This window comes from Synechococcus sp. R5-12 (genome assembly GCF_047502655.1).
GTDB lineage: Bacteria > Cyanobacteriota > Cyanobacteriia > Thermostichales > Thermostichaceae > Thermostichus.
The window spans coordinates 1-16,063 of the sequence record NZ_JANSIM010000034.1 but is presented as its reverse complement, the minus strand read 5'-3'; the positions used below and the strand labels follow the sequence as shown (position 1 = coordinate 16,063).

At 56.6% G+C, this 16,063-nt stretch carries 14 protein-coding genes and 1 tRNA gene; 5 read left to right on the top strand and 10 right to left on the bottom strand.

Features of this window, described 5'->3' with window-relative positions; all coding sequences use genetic code 11:
• Positions 1-529 precede the first annotated feature (529 nt).
• On the top strand, positions 530-973 hold the full coding sequence (locus tag NW843_RS02555) for a DUF29 domain-containing protein (RefSeq protein ID WP_414522027.1): 444 nt from the start codon (positions 530-532) through the stop codon (positions 971-973).
• Between the two features lie 123 nt (positions 974-1,096).
• On the opposite strand, the gene NW843_RS02550 is transcribed toward NW843_RS02555, so the two are convergent.
• The 5 genes from NW843_RS02550 to NW843_RS02530 all read right to left on the bottom strand — a co-directional run bounded on the left by NW843_RS02550 (position 1,097) and on the right by NW843_RS02530 (position 4,368).
• A complete protein-coding gene (locus tag NW843_RS02550; protein ID WP_414343459.1) occupies positions 1,097-2,026 on the bottom strand; it encodes a restriction endonuclease in 930 nt (309 codons plus the stop codon).
• Positions 2,027-2,159: 133 nt separating this feature from the next.
• Positions 2,160-2,231: transfer RNA gene (locus tag NW843_RS02545), tRNA-Met, on the bottom strand.
• Positions 2,232-2,330: 99 nt separating this feature from the next.
• Positions 2,331-3,791 carry a DASH family cryptochrome gene (locus NW843_RS02540; RefSeq protein WP_414522026.1) on the bottom strand — a complete coding sequence of 487 codons (1,461 nt, stop codon included), beginning with the start codon at positions 3,789-3,791 and terminating at the stop codon, positions 2,331-2,333.
• Positions 3,792-3,803: 12 nt separating this feature from the next.
• Positions 3,804-4,133: an HU family DNA-binding protein gene (locus NW843_RS02535; protein ID WP_238376891.1), complete on the bottom strand. Its 330-nt coding sequence runs from the start codon at positions 4,131-4,133 to the stop codon at positions 3,804-3,806.
• A 37-nt stretch (positions 4,134-4,170) separates the two neighbouring features.
• Positions 4,171-4,368: a cytochrome b6f subunit family protein gene (locus tag NW843_RS02530; RefSeq protein ID WP_041436278.1), complete on the bottom strand. Its 198-nt coding sequence runs from the start codon at positions 4,366-4,368 to the stop codon at positions 4,171-4,173.
• Between the two features lie 141 nt (positions 4,369-4,509).
• Here NW843_RS02530 and NW843_RS02525 point away from each other — a divergent pair, with 141 nt between their 5' ends.
• Positions 4,510-4,953 carry an ATP-binding protein gene (locus tag NW843_RS02525; protein WP_414522025.1) on the top strand — a complete coding sequence of 148 codons (444 nt, stop codon included), beginning with the start codon at positions 4,510-4,512 and terminating at the stop codon, positions 4,951-4,953.
• Between the two features lie 3 nt (positions 4,954-4,956).
• Here NW843_RS02525 and NW843_RS02520 read toward each other — a convergent pair whose 3' ends face one another.
• Positions 4,957-6,789, bottom strand: coding sequence for a DUF3352 domain-containing protein (locus NW843_RS02520; RefSeq protein ID WP_414522024.1), 1,833 nt, complete (start codon positions 6,787-6,789; stop codon positions 4,957-4,959).
• A 297-nt stretch (positions 6,790-7,086) separates the two neighbouring features.
• Here NW843_RS02520 and uvrB point away from each other — a divergent pair, with 297 nt between their 5' ends.
• The 3 genes from uvrB (at position 7,087) to NW843_RS02505 (ending at position 11,751) form a co-directional block, all read left to right on the top strand.
• Positions 7,087-9,174: an excinuclease ABC subunit UvrB gene (uvrB, locus tag NW843_RS02515; RefSeq protein WP_414522023.1), complete on the top strand. Its 2,088-nt coding sequence runs from the start codon at positions 7,087-7,089 to the stop codon at positions 9,172-9,174.
• 108 nt (positions 9,175-9,282) lie between these two features.
• Positions 9,283-11,127: a mechanosensitive ion channel family protein gene (locus NW843_RS02510; protein WP_414522022.1), complete on the top strand. Its 1,845-nt coding sequence runs from the start codon at positions 9,283-9,285 to the stop codon at positions 11,125-11,127.
• Positions 11,128-11,160: 33 nt separating this feature from the next.
• The gene (locus NW843_RS02505) at positions 11,161-11,751 is read left to right on the top strand and encodes a DUF721 domain-containing protein (RefSeq protein WP_414329102.1); all 591 of its coding nucleotides are present in this window, start codon (positions 11,161-11,163) and stop codon (positions 11,749-11,751) included.
• A 163-nt stretch (positions 11,752-11,914) separates the two neighbouring features.
• Here the strand turns inward: NW843_RS02505 and pxcA are convergent, their stop codons facing one another.
• The 4 genes from pxcA to NW843_RS02485 form a co-directional block, all read right to left on the bottom strand.
• Complete coding sequence (pxcA, locus tag NW843_RS02500; RefSeq protein ID WP_414522021.1) at positions 11,915-13,297, bottom strand: proton extrusion protein PcxA; 1,383 nt, start codon at positions 13,295-13,297, stop codon at positions 11,915-11,917.
• 180 nt (positions 13,298-13,477) lie between these two features.
• Complete coding sequence (locus NW843_RS02495) at positions 13,478-14,881, bottom strand: glycosyltransferase (protein WP_414522020.1); 1,404 nt, start codon at positions 14,879-14,881, stop codon at positions 13,478-13,480.
• Between the two features lie 256 nt (positions 14,882-15,137).
• Positions 15,138-15,254 (bottom strand): photosystem II reaction center X protein, encoded by a 117-nt coding sequence (locus tag NW843_RS02490; RefSeq protein ID WP_011432450.1) that lies wholly within the window; start codon positions 15,252-15,254, stop codon positions 15,138-15,140.
• Between the two features lie 104 nt (positions 15,255-15,358).
• Positions 15,359-15,715, bottom strand: coding sequence for a ferredoxin-thioredoxin reductase catalytic domain-containing protein (locus NW843_RS02485; protein ID WP_011432451.1), 357 nt, complete (start codon positions 15,713-15,715; stop codon positions 15,359-15,361).
• Between the last annotated feature and the right edge of the window lie 348 nt (positions 15,716-16,063).

Genomic DNA, 16,063 nt, shown 5'->3' with positions numbered 1-16,063 from the left:
CCCTACGGGTACAGTGCGGGGCTCCTGCGATTTCTAGCTGAAAGGGATCCCTTCAAAAACATATTCTCCTCTCCACATCACCGAGGCCCGACTCCGCTTGCTGTGGGATGCCTGCCTCAAGCCTCCCTTTGAATGGCTACTGCCACCCAAACAGCCTTGGCCGCTCTCAACAACAGCCTCCATGGCAGGTATGCTCTGCTTACCTAGGACGACCGGATCCATCTGGAGCTCATGCACAGGATGATCACCAGCATCTTGGAGATCGACCTGACCCAAACCGTCCGGTATTATCTTGACCACAGGGATCCCCCCCTTATCGCCTGGATCCTGGGCCGTGATCAAGCGCTCCAGACCTGTTGAAACCTCATATTGTTCAGGGTCAGGCCCCATTGGGATCCAACGCTGCCACAGATCCGAGGCTTTGTAGCTACAGAGTTTGAGGACTCGATAAACTTATGAGGTCGAAGCTCAACGGCTGGAACCGGTAGGATTGACTTATCTTTGGCCGGTGTCCTGTTAGGAATGGATCATGGCGCTTTACGACTGCGACTTTTATGCCTGGACGCAAGAGCAAGCCGCACTGTTGAGATCGGGGCAATGGGATCAATTGGATATTCCCAACTTGGTGGAGGAAATTGAGGCTTTGGGCAGGCAAGAACGCCGCGAACTGGTGAATCGACTAGGGATCCTGGTGGGCCATCTGCTAAAGTGGCAGTTTCAGCCTCAACAACGAAGCAAAAGTAGGATAGCCACAATTATCGAACAGCGGCAAGAAATCCAGGAGTTAATTGCGGATAATCCCAGCCTTAAATCTTATCTGGTTGAAGCAATGAATAAAGCTTATCAAAAGAGCGTCCTGCTGGTGGCTAAAGAAACGCCTCTATCTCTGGACGATCTGCCTGCCCAGTGTCCCTACACATTGGATCAGGTGATGGATCCCGACTTTTACCCCGAGCAGGAGAGCCCCCAGTGAGGATCTCGTCTTTCCCTCATGGCGTATCTCCCTCTTTCAGTTGGGCGTTTTCATAGTTAACATTCCACCTAGGCAAATGACAATTTCGCTGTGGCCAATTGACGGTCTGAGCTGATGCGGTTGTCAGATGCTCTCTTCAAAATAATCACTATCAATCTTCTTTACCGGATACAATGAAACTGTAGATACGCCGACGTCGTGCTCAATCATTAGATTTGTTAGTTGTTCGCCGTCAATCAAAACAATCTTACTGCCGATCTGCGAAACGTAGCTGCTAGCGTCTTCAGTAAACCTGGAGGTAGTGATAAAAATACCCTTGTTTGCTCTTTGAGCCTGTAAAGCACCCACAAACTGCATGACATCAGGACGACCTACCGGATTGCTATCCCAACGCTTTGCCTGAATATACACAACATCAAGACCGAGTTTGTCCTCTTTTATGATCCCATCAATTCCACCGTCACCACTTCTACCAATTGCTTTGCCTGCATCTGCTCGTGAACCTCCATAGCCCATTTTAACCAGCAGCTCCACAACAACCTTTTCGAAGAAGGCGGGCGATACTTTCTTTAGCTTGGCAAGCAATTCGTCAGCCAGTTTGTCACGGAGACTTTCATATGCAGCTTCTAACTGCTCTAATGGTGTCGCTGCCGAAGTCTCTGATAAAGCTTTTTGTTTGCTTGCCTTGTTGCTGCTTCTTGTGTCTTTGGGCCCCTCAAATTCTCGGAATTCAGGATATTGCCTGAGTAACTCTACATTGATGGTTTTGGGCTGTTTTTCAAGAAGATCTCTTCCGCGGTCAGTAATTTGGTAGAATCCTCTGCGCGTTGTTTCCAGCAGCCCTGCCTTTTTCATATAAGTTGCAGCCCAGCCGACGCGATTGACAAAGGTTGGCTGTACACCGCTCGGCAGCATCTCCCTGAGATCGTCCTCTGTGAGGCCCAGTTCCTTTGCCAGAACTTCAACAGCTTCGCTGGTTGATATTTCGGTTTCTTTACGTGCTGCAAACTGGAGAAGTGGCAACATCAAGCTCTGATAATCGGGAACGGCCATTTGTAGAACCGATGTGAAGACAGGGATCCCAAACCGAAGTAGGTTCCACCCATAACTTTACGCCAACCCTCTGCTGCAAGCCAGTTAGGGTATCCGCCAGGCCGGGAAGCCTCTGAAAAAAGTTTGACGTGGATGGCTCAGGCGTGATTTGAACACGCGACCAAGGGCTTATGAGTCCCCTGCTCTACCGCTGAGCTACTGAGCCAGGACAGCGCTTAACTAGAATAGCACTCTTGGGCCGGAACTGCGCCTCAGAAAATCCCCTCAGCCCCCTCTCGGGAAGAAGCCCCAGACAAGGCAATGCCTATCGGCAGGCCAGGGCAGCTTCGTAAACCCGTCGGTTGGCCGCGAGAGACTTCTCCAAATCCACCAGTGGGCGAGGGTAGTCCACCCCCAATCGGACTCCAAATTGCTTCTGCTCGGCAGCAGTGAGGCGATAGGGCTCGTGGATTTTATCCCCCGGGATCCCGGCCAATTCCGGCAACCAGTGGCGCAGATAGTCTCCTTTAGGATCGTACTCGCGAGATTGTTTGGGGATGTGGAAGTAGCGGAAGCCGCGGGCATCGTTCCCTACGCCGGCGGTGTAGTTCCAATTGCCGTAGTTGCTGGCCACGTCGTAGTCGATGAGCAGCGACTCAAACCACTCAGCGCCCATGCGCCAGTCGATGCCCAGGTTTTTTGTCAAAAAGCTGGCCACATTCTGCCGTCCCCGGTTGGACATAAACCCAGTAGCCGCCAGCTCCCGCATGTTGGCATCCACCAAGGGGTAGCCCGTCTCACCTCGACACCAAGCCTGGAAGCGCGGCCAATCCTGTTGCCAAGGGATGGGGATCCCTTGGATCCCAGAAGGACGGAACAGTTTGGCGCCGTGCTTGGCCAAGATAAACCGAAAATAATCCCGCCACAGCAGCTCAAACACCAGCCAGTAGGTGGACTCATTGCGCACCCGCTCCTGCTCGTAACGCTTGACCTCGGCATAGACGGTGCGAGGGGAGATGCAGCCCAGGGCCAACCAAGCAGAAAGCCGGGAGCTATCGTCGGGATCCAACATGCCGTTGCGGGTTTCTTTGTAGATGCGCAGCCGATCCAGATCCCAAAAGTAGGTTTGCAGGCGGGCATGGGCAGCAGTGCTGCCGCCAAGGTAGGTGAAGCGGGCCCGTGGATCCCTAGCAGGTGAAGATAGCCCCAGCGAGGCCAGGGTGGGCAGAGGGCCGGGATCCAAACCCGATGGCAGGGGGGGGATCGAGGGAATGGGCAAGGGATCCCGGATGGGGGTGCTCCCCTCGACTTGCTTTCGAAAGCAGGTGAACAGCTCCGGCAGTTGCGAGAGACAAAAGGGGAGATCCTCAGGGTGATAGAGGGTATGGCCCCAATCAACCTGCAACGGGATCCCCAGAGACCGCAAAGCCCGCTCAACAGCAGCCGCCACCTCCTTCTCCTCGGTGCCCACCTCTTCATGGGCATAGACCGCCTCGACCCCCCACTCCTGTGCCAAGGTGGGGATCACGTGTTCCGGCTGTCCCTGGCGGATCACCAAATCCGAGCCGCGCGACCGCAACTGCTGCCGCAAATCCGCCAAACTCTCCAGCAAAAACTGACCGCGGAAAGGGCTGGTTCTGGGGCGGAGTACAAAGGAAGTCTGGCCGAACTGGCGGGGATCCAAGCAATACAAGGGGATCAAAGGGGATCCCTGTTGGCAGGCCCGCGTCAGCGGCTGGTGATCCAGCAGGCGCAAGTCGGTGCGAAACCACAGCAGGACGGTCATTCTGCAGCTACCCTACACGGATCCCGCGGACTCAGACTTGGACACCCGAACCCCAGCTGGACGCCCCAGCTCAGGGCTGGGAACAAAATGAGGCACATCGGCAGCCGGGATGTGAACAGGGGCCTTGGTGCGCGGATGATAGGTTTGCCGGGCGGGACGATGGCGCAGCGAGAACGTGCCAAAGCGAGCCAGCCGCACGGATCCCCCCTGGGCCAGGCATTGGCTAATGCTGTCCAGCATAGCCTCCAGAGCAGCAGCAGCCATTTCCACGGTCAGGCCATCCACCTGCGCGGCCATCTGGCGGGCCAGCAAACGGCGAGTCAAATGAGGAGGAGAAGCCACCAACCGACCCTCTAGACAACAGAACACAGACAGGGGCTTAGAGCACCTCCAATTCGCTCTCGAAAAACCAATGTCGAGAGCGATCGGGAAACTCCAGAATGTAGCCGACACCGCTGCCATCGACCACACGCCGTGCCAGCACCACAGCCTCTTTGCCCACCAGAGCGCTGAGGTTTTCTTGTCCGCGATCCTGGACAGAGCGAACTTTGACCTTATTTCCAACCTTGATCGCCATAAAACCGCGAAGAGACTTACCACTCAAGATGGTACGGCAAAAGTCCCCTTGCCGAGCTCCTGCCGCACCTCTGCTGGGGTTGACCCCGATGGGATTGCTAGAATGGGGTCAGAGTGCCGTGCCCCAGGGAAGACTGCCTCCGTGATTGCCCTTTCCCTCAAACCCGCCCACTGCTCCTGGAGCGTTATCAGCTTTCCCTCCACCCTCTACACTCAGCCTGTCCTCGATCTCTTGATCTCAAAAGTCCCTCCTGCCTGGAGAGCGGAAATACGTTTGGGCCTACAGGAAGCAATCATCAATGCCGTCCGCCACGGCAACGGCCTCGACCCCAACAAGAAGGTGATCATCGAGTACGCCAGCTCGGAGCCCTTTTACCAATGGCTGGTGCGAGATCAAGGGCCCGGCTTTTGTCCCCAAGAGAAGCTCCACCGATGCCAACATAGCATCTTGGAAACCGAAGAGTCGGGCCGAGGAATGCTGCTGCTCACCCAAATCTTCGACTTTGTGGAGTGGAATGAAACAGGCAACCAGGTCTATCTGGCCAAGTACATCCACCCCAACTGCCGGGATCCCTGGATAGTCTGACCCTCAATGCCACTCCCAAAACAGCTTGCCCATTTGGGTAATCTGGCAGCCCCGATCGGGGTAGGGAGCTTCAGAAACCGCTAGGGCTGTGGTGGCAAAGGCAAGGCGCGTGGATGACCAGCGGGATCCCTTAGCGCTCCGCGCCGCTGACGCGACCGGGTCAGGCAGCTCGCTTTCCAAGAGCAACCCCAGGGATCCATAGCCATAGCCCAAATTGCGGTGGGGCAGGGAAGCCACCAACTTGCGCCAGGCGCGATTTGCACTCAAGGGGGGATCCGCGAGGGCCGCCTCCAGAGCTTCCAAAGAAGAGGCCAGGTAGGAATAGCCTTTGCGATCGGCATGATACACCTGTGCCGGCAGCGGGATCCCTGGCAGCGTTAGCGCTCCGCGCCGCTGACGCGACTGGGGGAGAGCCTCTGCCGCCTGCAATGACGCGGATCCTCCTTTCCCACTGACTTCCAGCGGCTCGCCTGCCAACACAGGGATCTCCGGTCGATGGATAGAGCGGTAAGGACTCCGTCCCGCTGTCGCCACCGGCGGGGGTTCTGACGGCAAGGACTCCGTCTCCCCCGCAGGAGTGGTCGGTTGGGCCCAGGCAGTGGCGGTGCCGCGCTTCGTTGCCAGAGAGATTACCTGCCAGCCTTGGGCGCGTGCCCGCTCATCCAAGTCGAAATAAGGACTCCGTCCCGCTGTCGCGACCGACTCATCCGGCAGCTTACCGACCCACAGCCAGGCTGGATCCCCGTCGCCGGGCAAAAGGGCAAAGGCAAACTCTCCCCGTTCCGGCAACAGACGCTGCCAGTCCAGCGCCACCTGAGATTGCAAGCGCTGCCGCCACTGGCCGGGATCCACCCGCAACCCCAGGGAATTTAGGGGCTGGATCTGCCCCAGGCTCTGCCAAACTGAGACCAGATTCTCTCCGGAAATCAGCGCCAAGGTTTTATCCGGCAGATGTTGAAGGATCTGCGGGCGAAAGGCTTCTGCCGCCGGCAAGGAGAAGCCAGCGGGCGCATGCCAGAGGGCAGCACTTTCGGCCACCAAGCCGCGGAAGTTTACCCCCAACCCCAGCCCTACCGCCTGCAACGTCAGCCCATCTGAAGAAACCGCCTCTGGATTTTGCCAGAAGGCCCAACCCACATGCGCCTCCCGCAAGGGCTGGATGACCTGCTGAAACAGAGGCTGAGCCACCAGAGACAACTGCGGCAACTGCCAAGCATCGATTGCAGCCCGAATGGCAGCAGACTGCTCCGCCAACAACACGTATTGCTCGCCGAAAACGGCTGCCGAGAACCCCTGCAGGCCCGGAATCGGGCTAGACACCACCTGAATGCCCTTGTAAGTGTCTACCTGCACCGGCCTCCCGGCCAAGCTCTGCCGTTCCCACAACAGGTTCAGCTCAAATTGAGAGACTGCCGCATCCCGCGTTTCTAGGGCAACCAAGGTGCCCCACTCCGGCAAACTGGCCAAGAGGGTGCTCCTCCCCAGCCAGGGCCGCACCTCCCGCTCAAAATCAAGGGATCCCCCGGCCAGCATGGATCCCAGCCAGCCTGGGCCTTCAGGGGAGAAAAACTTTTGCCACTGCTGACGGGCAGCGCGTCGCTGGGGGGCAGGGGTTGCCGCTTGCCAAAACGCTTGCACCTCGTCCAGGGGAACAGCCAACACCAGCAGCGCTTGCGCAGAGCTGGGGGCAAAGCCCACAATGGGTGGCAGCTCCGGGTGGGCCAGCAACAAAGCTACCGGACTGCGGGTGAGCAGCCACACGACAACCCACACCATCAGGGCGGCCAGAAGACCCAACCCGATCAGGATCCCGCGCAAGAGTTGCCGTCGTCCCATATCTCAATCTCTGCACCGAGGGAGACGTAGCGCGTGTACCCAGGCCCTAATGCTTCACATCACTGGCATGAACAGACCCAGGAAGAAGAGCTGCCCTCAGTCCTGCATGATAAAACCTTACCATGGAACAGAGGCTAACCCTGGTGTGCCAGCTGAAGCCCACCGCTGAGCAGGCGGCCAAGTTTAGAGGCACCCCACAAGCCTTTGTGATCCGCACTACCATTCCAAACCAACGTGCAGATCAGCCCTGCCTTGACCAGCCCGGCAGCTATCTAGGCCCATCCGAAAGTCAAACCCATGTCAGAGTTTCAACTGGTTTCTCCCTATCAACCCACCGGAGATCAACCTAAGGCAATTGCCGGTTTGGTGAAGTCAATTTCAGAAGGCCATCGTTTCCAAACCTTGCTGGGAGCAACCGGAACCGGCAAAACATTTACCATCGCCCACACCATCCAGCAAATCGGCAGGCCCACCTTGGTGATGGCCCACAATAAGACTTTGGCAGCACAACTGTGCAATGAGCTGCGGGAGCTTTTTCCTCACAATGCCGTTGAATACTTCATCAGCTATTACGACTACTATCAACCGGAAGCCTATGTTCCCAGCACCGATACATACATTGCCAAATCTTCTTCCATCAACGATGAAATCGATATGCTGCGGCACTCGGCTACCCGCTCTTTGTTTGAACGGCGGGATGTGATTGTGGTGGCCTCGGTGAGCTGCATCTATGGTCTGGGCATGCCAGAGGAGTACCTGAAGGCTTCCATCCCCTTCAAAGTCGGCCAGGAGATTAACCAACGGGATGTCTTGCGGGCTCTGGCCAGCATCCAGTACGAGCGCAACGATTTAGAGCTGGTGCGAGGGCGATTTCGCCTCAAAGGAGATGTGCTGGAAATTGTGCCGGCGTATGAGGATCGGGTCATTCGCATCGAATTTTTTGGGGATGAGATCGAGGCCATTCGCTTAATCGACCCGGTTACAGGCGAGATTTTGAACAGCCTCAGCGCCCTCAGAGTTTATCCTGCTCGGCACTTTGTAACGCCGGAAGCACAATTGGAGCGGGCGATCCTCAATATCGAGCAAGAACTGGAAGAGCAACTGGCCCTCTTTCGCAAAGAAGGCAAGCTCCTGGAAGCCCAACGCCTAGAGCAGCGCACCCGCTACGACCTAGAAATGCTGCGGGAGGTGGGCTATTGCAATGGGATCGAAAACTACTCTAGACATTTAACAGGGCGCAAAGCAGGAGAGCCCCCCGCCTGCTTGGTGGATTATTTCAAGGCCAACGATTGGCTGCTGGTGGTGGATGAATCCCACGTCACTGTGCCCCAAATTCGCGGCATGTATAATGGCGACCGTGCCCGCAAGCAGGTGCTGGTGGATCACGGTTTTCGCCTGCCCAGCGCCCTCGACAATCGCCCCCTCAAAGCCGAAGAGTTTTGGGCCAAAGTTCATCAGTGCATCTTTGTTTCGGCTACTCCCGGCAACTGGGAACTAGAGCAGAGCGAGGCCCAATTTGAAACCCGGGTGGAAGATGGCAAGACCCTGAAGTTTTATGTGCAGGGCAGCGGTCGGGTTATCGAACAGGTGATTCGGCCCACCGGGGTGGTGGATCCCGAGGTGCATGTGCGCCCTACGGCTGGGCAAGTGGACGATTTGCTGGGAGAAATTTACTTGCGATTGGAACGCTCTCGGCAGGGATCTGCCGAACGGGTGATCGTGACCACCCTCACCAAACGGATGGCAGAAGATCTCACAGAATATCTCCAGGAGCGAGGGATCCGAGTTCGCTATTTGCATTCCGAGATCACCTCGATTGAGCGAATTGAAATCTTACAAGACTTTCGAGAAGGGGCCTTTGACGTGTTGGTAGGAGTTAACTTGCTGCGGGAAGGGTTAGACCTGCCGGAAGTCTCCTTGGTGGCCATTTTGGATGCCGACAAAGAAGGGTTTTTGCGAGCAGAGCGCTCCCTGATTCAGATGATTGGGAGGGCAGCACGAAATGTCCGCGGTATGGTGGTGATGTACGCCGACACCATGACCAGCAGCATGGCCCGGGCCATTGCCGAAACCCAGCGTCGCCGCGAAATTCAATTGCAATACAACCGCCAACACAACATCACGCCCAAGCCCATCGTCAAGAAAAACAGCAATGCCATCTTGTCTTTTTTGGCCATCTCCCGCAAACTTAACGACCCAGATCTGGAAAAAGCCTTTCAAGCTGCGCAAGAGATCCCTCTCTCCGAGATTCCGGAGCTGATCGGCCAACTGGAACTGAAGATGAAAGAGGCCGCCAAAAACCTAGAATTTGAGGAAGCCGCCGAGCTGCGAGATAGAATCAAAAAGCTGCGTCAACGCCTTCTGGGCCATTCTCAGGGCACCTAAAATCCTTGCTCAGATCGGCCAAAATTGAGGTCGGCTTGTGCCACCATGAGCTTGCGGGGCAGCACCAGGGATCCCCAATTATCGATGGGCGTTCGTACCAAACCGGCCATGCAGGACTCCGTCCCACTTAAGCGAGCAGCTCTTTGGGTTGGGCTGACGGTGGGGATAGGTCTCTGGCTTACCCCTGCCGTTGCCTCTGCCTCCTCAGGGATCCCCTTGGCCCAAGCCCTTGAATTTCGGGATCCCAACTTTTTCCTGACGGATCCCCGCCCCACACCGGCTGAAGCGCCAACTCCTGAGGGATCCCCTGCTCCGGCTCCCAGCCCAGTCGGGATCCCTTTGACCGGCCAAGAGGGCACAGAAGTGCTGGTCGGGAACATACCGGTGTTCCGCCTGCAGACGGCAGACTACCCCAGCGATGTGCGGGCCGACAACGTTCGGGCGATCATCGAGCGCTTTCTCGAAGAAGGGCAGTTGCCACAGCCAGAGGTACGGGTAGCCCAGGATGCCAATGGGCAATACATCTTACGCCTGGGGGAAAGAGGCCGCTTTGAGGCCACCCAACGGTATTTGTTTACCGTCACCTATGCCGATGCAGCCGCAGAGCGCAGGGTGGCACCGGGTCAGGTGAACCTGAATGACGTGCGTCTGGTGGCTAACAGTTGGGCGCGGCGGTTGGAGCAAGCGATTGCCGATTACCGCGAAGATCTGCTGGCTCTGCAGCGGGCCCAGGATCCGCGCGTGCTGGTTCTGACCCTTTTGGCAGGGATCGCCACCCTGGTGGTGGGGTTCTTTCTCTGGCGGCTGTTCGACCGCAGCCTAACCCGCTTGCAACGCTGGTTGGAGCTTAAGGCCGGAGAGACCTGGGGCACCTGGATTGATGTGGGTGGGATGCTGCTGCGGGGCGTGGGGGCAATCCTCATCGCCGGCATCTCGCTGGATCGCGGTATCAGCTTCATCCCTGCCCTACGACCGTTTCAGCGCTCCTTTTACCTGGGCCTGGGTCGTGTGGTCGCCACGGCTCTGGGCGTTCTCACCCAGCCTCTGCCCAACTCCAGCGTTTCGATTGCCAGCTTGCTGGTCTTCCTCGTCCTCTCCATCTTGGTTTTCACCGGCGCCCACTACGTCAGTGTTGGCTTCAAGCAGCGCTTTTTGGCACGCCTGGGGCTGGGTCTGGGCACCCAAGAGTCTTCGGCGGCCATCTTCAAGTACATCCTGACCCTGTTCGGCATCCTTCTGGTCTTGCCCTTCAGCGGCCTTAATCTGGGCTCCTTGGCGGTTATTGCCGGGGCGGTGGGTTTGGGGATCGGTTTTGGTTTGCAAAACCTCTCCAACAACTACATCAGCTACATTGCCATTTTGCTGGAGCGCCCCATCCAAATCGGGGATCTGGTGGAAGTGGACAACTTGCTCGGCACGGTGGAGCGCATTGGGCCACGGGCTACCGTCTTGCGCACCCTGGATCGCATCTTTGTGATCGTGCCCAACTCCCGCTTTACCGAATCGAAGGTGGTGAACTGGAGCTACCGGGATCCCCGCTGTCGCATTCACATTCCGGTCGGCGTGGCCTACGGCTCCGATACCGCCCTGGTTACCGAAGCCCTGCTCAGCGCCGCCAGAGAAAATGCTCGGGTGTTGAGCAGCCCTGCCCCCCAAGTCTGGCTCAAGTCCTTTGGCCCTTCTGCACTTAACTTTGAGCTGCTGGTGTGGATCAACCGTCCTCAAGATCAGTTTGTCTTGATCAGCGAGCTAAACTTCCTAATCGAGGCTGAGTTTCGGCGACGTGGGATCCGCATCCCCTTCCCGCAACAAGATATTCATATCCGCAGCCTAGAGGGATTTGCCCCCCTCAGTCAAAACGGTGGATCCCCTTCTTTGCCCGATACCGACTCCATTCACTCTGCCCTCAAAGAAGCGGCTCAATCGCCGGAAGACCAAAATGGTGTTTCCTAAGCTATTGCCTGCCATTGACACCCTATCGACACCATGTTGCAGCGGTTAGATGAGGTACTGGGAAGCTTTGGCAGCCATCCCCGTTGGGCTGAACTGAAGCAAATGCAAACCCTGCGGCAGCTCTGGCCCGAACTCGTCGGAGAGGCCGTAGCCGCCCAAACCTATCCTCTCAGCCTGCGCCGACAGGTGCTGCAGGTGGCCACCTCTACCCCGGCCTGGGCACAAAACTTAACCTTGCAACGCCAGATCATTCTCAGGAAACTCAACAGCCGGCTACAATCTCCCCTCAGCGATATCCGCTTCAGCTCTGGTGCCTGGCACAAGGGATCCAGCCCGGCTGCCCCCCACCCTGATGCGGAGTTGACCAGCAAGTTTTATGGCGCTCCCCGCCTAGCAGACCAAGATGGACAACGCCCTGGATCCTGTCGCAGCCCCAATCCAAAACAGCCCACCTCCGACCCGAAAGTGGCTTTCGAGCGCTGGGCCAGAGTGGTGAAGCAACAACAAACCCAGGAGAACCTGTTCCCTTGCCCCGCCTGCCGCTGTCCTACCCCTGCCGCCGAATTGGAGCGTTGGTTTGTCTGTGGGTTCTGCCATCGACAATCCTTGCGCCCGCCCAGCTAACTCAGGAAACTCGAATTACGGTTGCTTCAAATGGCAATCAAACGATTCGTCAGGTCGATCCCCAACTTCTTTCTTCCTCTGAGAGAGGTTGTGGATGGTTACGTCAGCGGCAAGGAGCGCTTGGGAAGCGTCTCAACCCAGTTTGAAATGCAACTGCGAACCCTTAATCGTTCATAGCCCGATAGGTGGCCACCGAAGACGGCGATACACGGTTTAGATAGCGAAAGATCCAATACTTAAAAAGCGTATCTAGGAAAACCGGAAAAGTAGCAATAAAGCCGTAGATAAAATCGCGGTTCTCCGGTACCCCCAAATGGGCAGCCAAATTACCCAGCAGCACCTCCCAACCGTGGGGAGAGTGATAACCGACAAACACATCGGTAAAGAGAATAATAATGAAAGCCTTGGCACTATCGCTGAGACCGTAGATCAGACGATCCAAAAAAGACTTGAGGACTTCGATTTCCTCACGCCCAACAAAGATAAGCCAGCCAAACACCAGCAGCGAAAGCAAATCAGCAAGGATATTCTTCAAGCCTTCCGAGTTCCTACGGCTATATTTTTTCAGCAGTTCCTCTGCCTTCATGGACAGTTGCTCTTCTGATTCCAGATCCCACTCTGGGGGTTGATGGTGCAAAGCTCGCTCAAATTCTATTCTTTCCTTGAAAAACTCGAACTCTGACAGGGCTTTTTCTTGGAATTCGTGGCTCAGAGCCACAATGGCAGGCTCCCGTTGTTGCAAGTGATCTACCAATGGCCCAAACAGAAAGTTTTTCGAGAGGATCTGGGTGAGCAGAGGCAAAACGGCCAACAACAACAGAAAACGAATCGATACCAGTGTGCGAGTGCGAGCCTCCCGATACTCCTGGATCAGTTCCTCTTCGGCCTGGGAACTCAGCTCACGGCGGATTTGGCTGGCTGTGCGCAGAATAGAACGGGGCAGAATCGCAGCTTTGGAAGCGACCGGGGCAGCGCCATTGCCGGAGCCTGCCTTGACAGAGACATTAGAAGAACTGGGTTGGGTTGAGGTAGGTTGTTCTGGCCGTTCGAGAGGCTCAGGTGAAGTGGAAATTGAAGCAGAGATGGGCTGGGATTTTCTGGTCGGGCGTTTGTATCGAGAAGTCACCTGATCGATAAACTGCAGTTTCTCCAAGATGGAAAGATCTCGTCTTTGGCAACCATTCTCGGAGTTTTCGCTGCTGCTTTCAGAAACATTGGCCTCAGCGGCATGGAGTTGTTGAGCTTTATCTTGGGCAGAAGTAGGGCCGCTGCCATTTTGCTCGGGATCCGGCAGGCGAGAAAAGGCGCTGCTGGCTCTGAACTCTGCCAAACGCAGATCGATCTGGCGCAGTTGCCGGCGCAGTTGAATCTGAAAGTAGCGGCTGACATTCTGGCCATGTTGCCCGTTGCTGCCGATGGATCCTCCCTGGAAGTATTGATCCTCAATGGCTTTAATGCGCAGGGCAGCCTCATAAGCTTGGTCGAGGGAGCGCAGGGGGGTATTCGAGATCCATTGGCCCAGCCTGCTCAATACGGATTCTCCCATTGCTCATTCCCGTGGCACTCCCCATGGGGGCCGATCCACACATTACAGTGATCCGATTGACTAATTATTGTAACGAGTCCTGGGTGCCTAGGCGGGAATCCCAACGGTGGAGAAGTACTTGCAGAGACTGGCCCTGCCTCGACAGAAGTACAGACCGGCACCTTTGGGTCAGAGCAAACTTCAGTATCCCTTAAAGCGCTTGAGGGCAAAGCCACAGATCTGCAGCAGCCGCAGCCCCTCTCGCACATGGTGAATGTTGGAGCGACCATAGGTTCTGGGGAAATAGCGCACGGGGATATCCAGGATCTTCAGGGTGCGCTTGGCGGATCCCAGCAACAGGTCAAAATCTCCAAACGGGTCGAAATCCCCCCACTCTTGGCACAGCTTGGCAATCTGCTGGTAATCCTCCCGCCACAGGGCCTTGGTGCCACAGAGGGAATCTTTGATGCGGATGCCGAGAATGTAGGAGAGGAGAGCGGCAAAAAAACGATTGGCCCATTGGTTTAGCCGAGGCATTGCCTCTGGTTTCAGGGGATAGATAAGGCGACAACCATTGGCAAAATCACATCGCCCGGAAGCCACAGCCCGGAAAAACTTGGGCAGGTCCTCTGCCTGTACCGTCAAATCGGCATCGAGGATGATCAACACATCCCCTGTAGCGGCGGCTAGCCCCTTGCGCACCGCATCCCCCTTGCCCTTGCCCTCCTGCCGTAGAGCCCGGATATTGCGGATCCCTTGGTATTCCGCCTGTACCCGCTGGATCTCGGCCCAAGTCCCGTCGCTGGAATGCCCCTCCACAAAAATGATCTCGGTGCGGGATCCCATCTCGGGCAAATGTTCCACGCAGCGGCGGATGTTGCCCGCTTCATTCCGAGCCGGAATCACCACGGTGCAGGAAGGCTGCTGCTCAGGGGGGGGATCCCAAGCCGGGTCGGGTTGCAGGCGAGCGATCGTATATTCCGTCAGGCAGAGGGCGTTGATCCCAGGCAGGGGGGCGATCACCCGGTTGATCACGGTGGAAAGGAGTGGGATCCGCCGCGGCAACAACAGCCGTTTGCCCTGCTGAATGACCTCGTATCCCGCCAGGTGCAGCAGATTGGCCACATCGGCTGCCGATAACCAGTTGGCTGCCGGCAGAGGCATCCGTTGCTTCAGAGCGGTTGCCAAGCCCAGAATCGGCTCCCAGAGCGGGTTGTGGTGGGAGAGGATCAGGCGGGTGCGTGGGGTACAGAAGCGGCGCAACTGCTGGAGAACCTGCTGGATGTCGGCCAGGTAGCCCAGGGTATTGACGAGCAAGATCACATCAAAAGGCTCCGCCAAGACGGGATCCCCTTTGTCCAGCGTGTGGGCATCTTGCACCCGGAAATGGAGATGGGGAAACTCTGCCTGAGCTTGGGCAACAATGTCCGCATCCCGGTCGATCCCCACCCCGAAGCTGGGCTGCAAGGCATTGAGCAGGGATCCCGTGCCGGAACCAATCTCCAAGATGCGCAAACCGGCAGGGACAAAAAAGCGATGCAGCCGCTCCAGATCCTCGTGGTAGTAGCGGTTTTTCTGCCGCCAGTAATACAAGGGGTGGGTCAACGCTGGCAAGGGATCCCTGGGGTATCGCTGGATAGTCTTCGATCATAAGGTGTGATCGTTTGCAACAACAGCTTCAAGCACCTTAGATCTCAATCTGTTGGTCACCCAACCCAGCTGGATCCCCGACAACAGGGGCGAAGCCCTCCAGCGATTGCGTACCGCAGCCACATCTTGCCACCCCAGTCTCTCCCCACCCAGCGATAGCAGTACAGGGAAAAGGGAAGCATTGGCGGGCAAGTGCCAACGAGCGGGGATCTCAGCGACGACGCACTTTATCCCTTTGGCTGACAAAGATGATGGCGCCAAAGAGAGCCCCCAGCACAACTGCACCAGCCACCAAGCTCCAGAGGAAGTTAGCAAGTGAGGGAGTCATAAAAGCGTTTCCTCCTCGTGCAAATAACCGTTGCCCAACGGCTTTCCGATTATACCGAGCCCTGTCACCTTTCCAAAGCCTGCCTTTGTCCCTGCCGGGCGCTGTCATTTGGTAGTTTGGTATTCCAGGGGCACCTCCTCTAGGGTTTGGCTCTTGCCGGCAAAGGGGTTATCCGGCGTTAAGAACAGCATACAGTGACATTCCTTTCGCTCCCGCATGGGTACACAGGGGCAATTCCAATAGCCTGCTTTTGCTTCTGCCTCTTTGTCTTCGTAAAAACGACAGGGACACAGCGGGGCGCCCAATTGCTCTTTGTGCAGAGCCAAGCCTTCGATCACCGCCGTCGTAATTGATGGATCCGAGCAGAAAAAGGTCTCGGAGCGTTTGGCGTAGGTTTCTGCGAAATGCCGCATCAACTCAAAGCTCTTCTGTGAGGACTTTTTGTAACCACGACTTTCCATGACGATTCCCAAAAGTGGAACTAACCGGCTGTTGCTAGCAATGGGGTTCACAGCTTTTTCCGACGACGCCTCCCGAAGCCAGTACAGACGTGTAGGGGGCCGGGATTCTATTAACTCCACAGATAACTCCACAGACCTCCCACAACGTCGAGAAAAGCTGTATCTCGCTCTTCGTTGTACAGCAGACCTCTAGGCAGGACAAAAGATTATGCCCTTGCTGTTACACAAGGCAACATCTAGGGGCCGTAGCAAGAGCCAGCCTTGGCGTACTCTACAGAATACCTTGACATCCTCCCCGGCCTTTAGGCCGGAGATTCCTACCACGCTGCGCATGGATGGCTCCTTGCG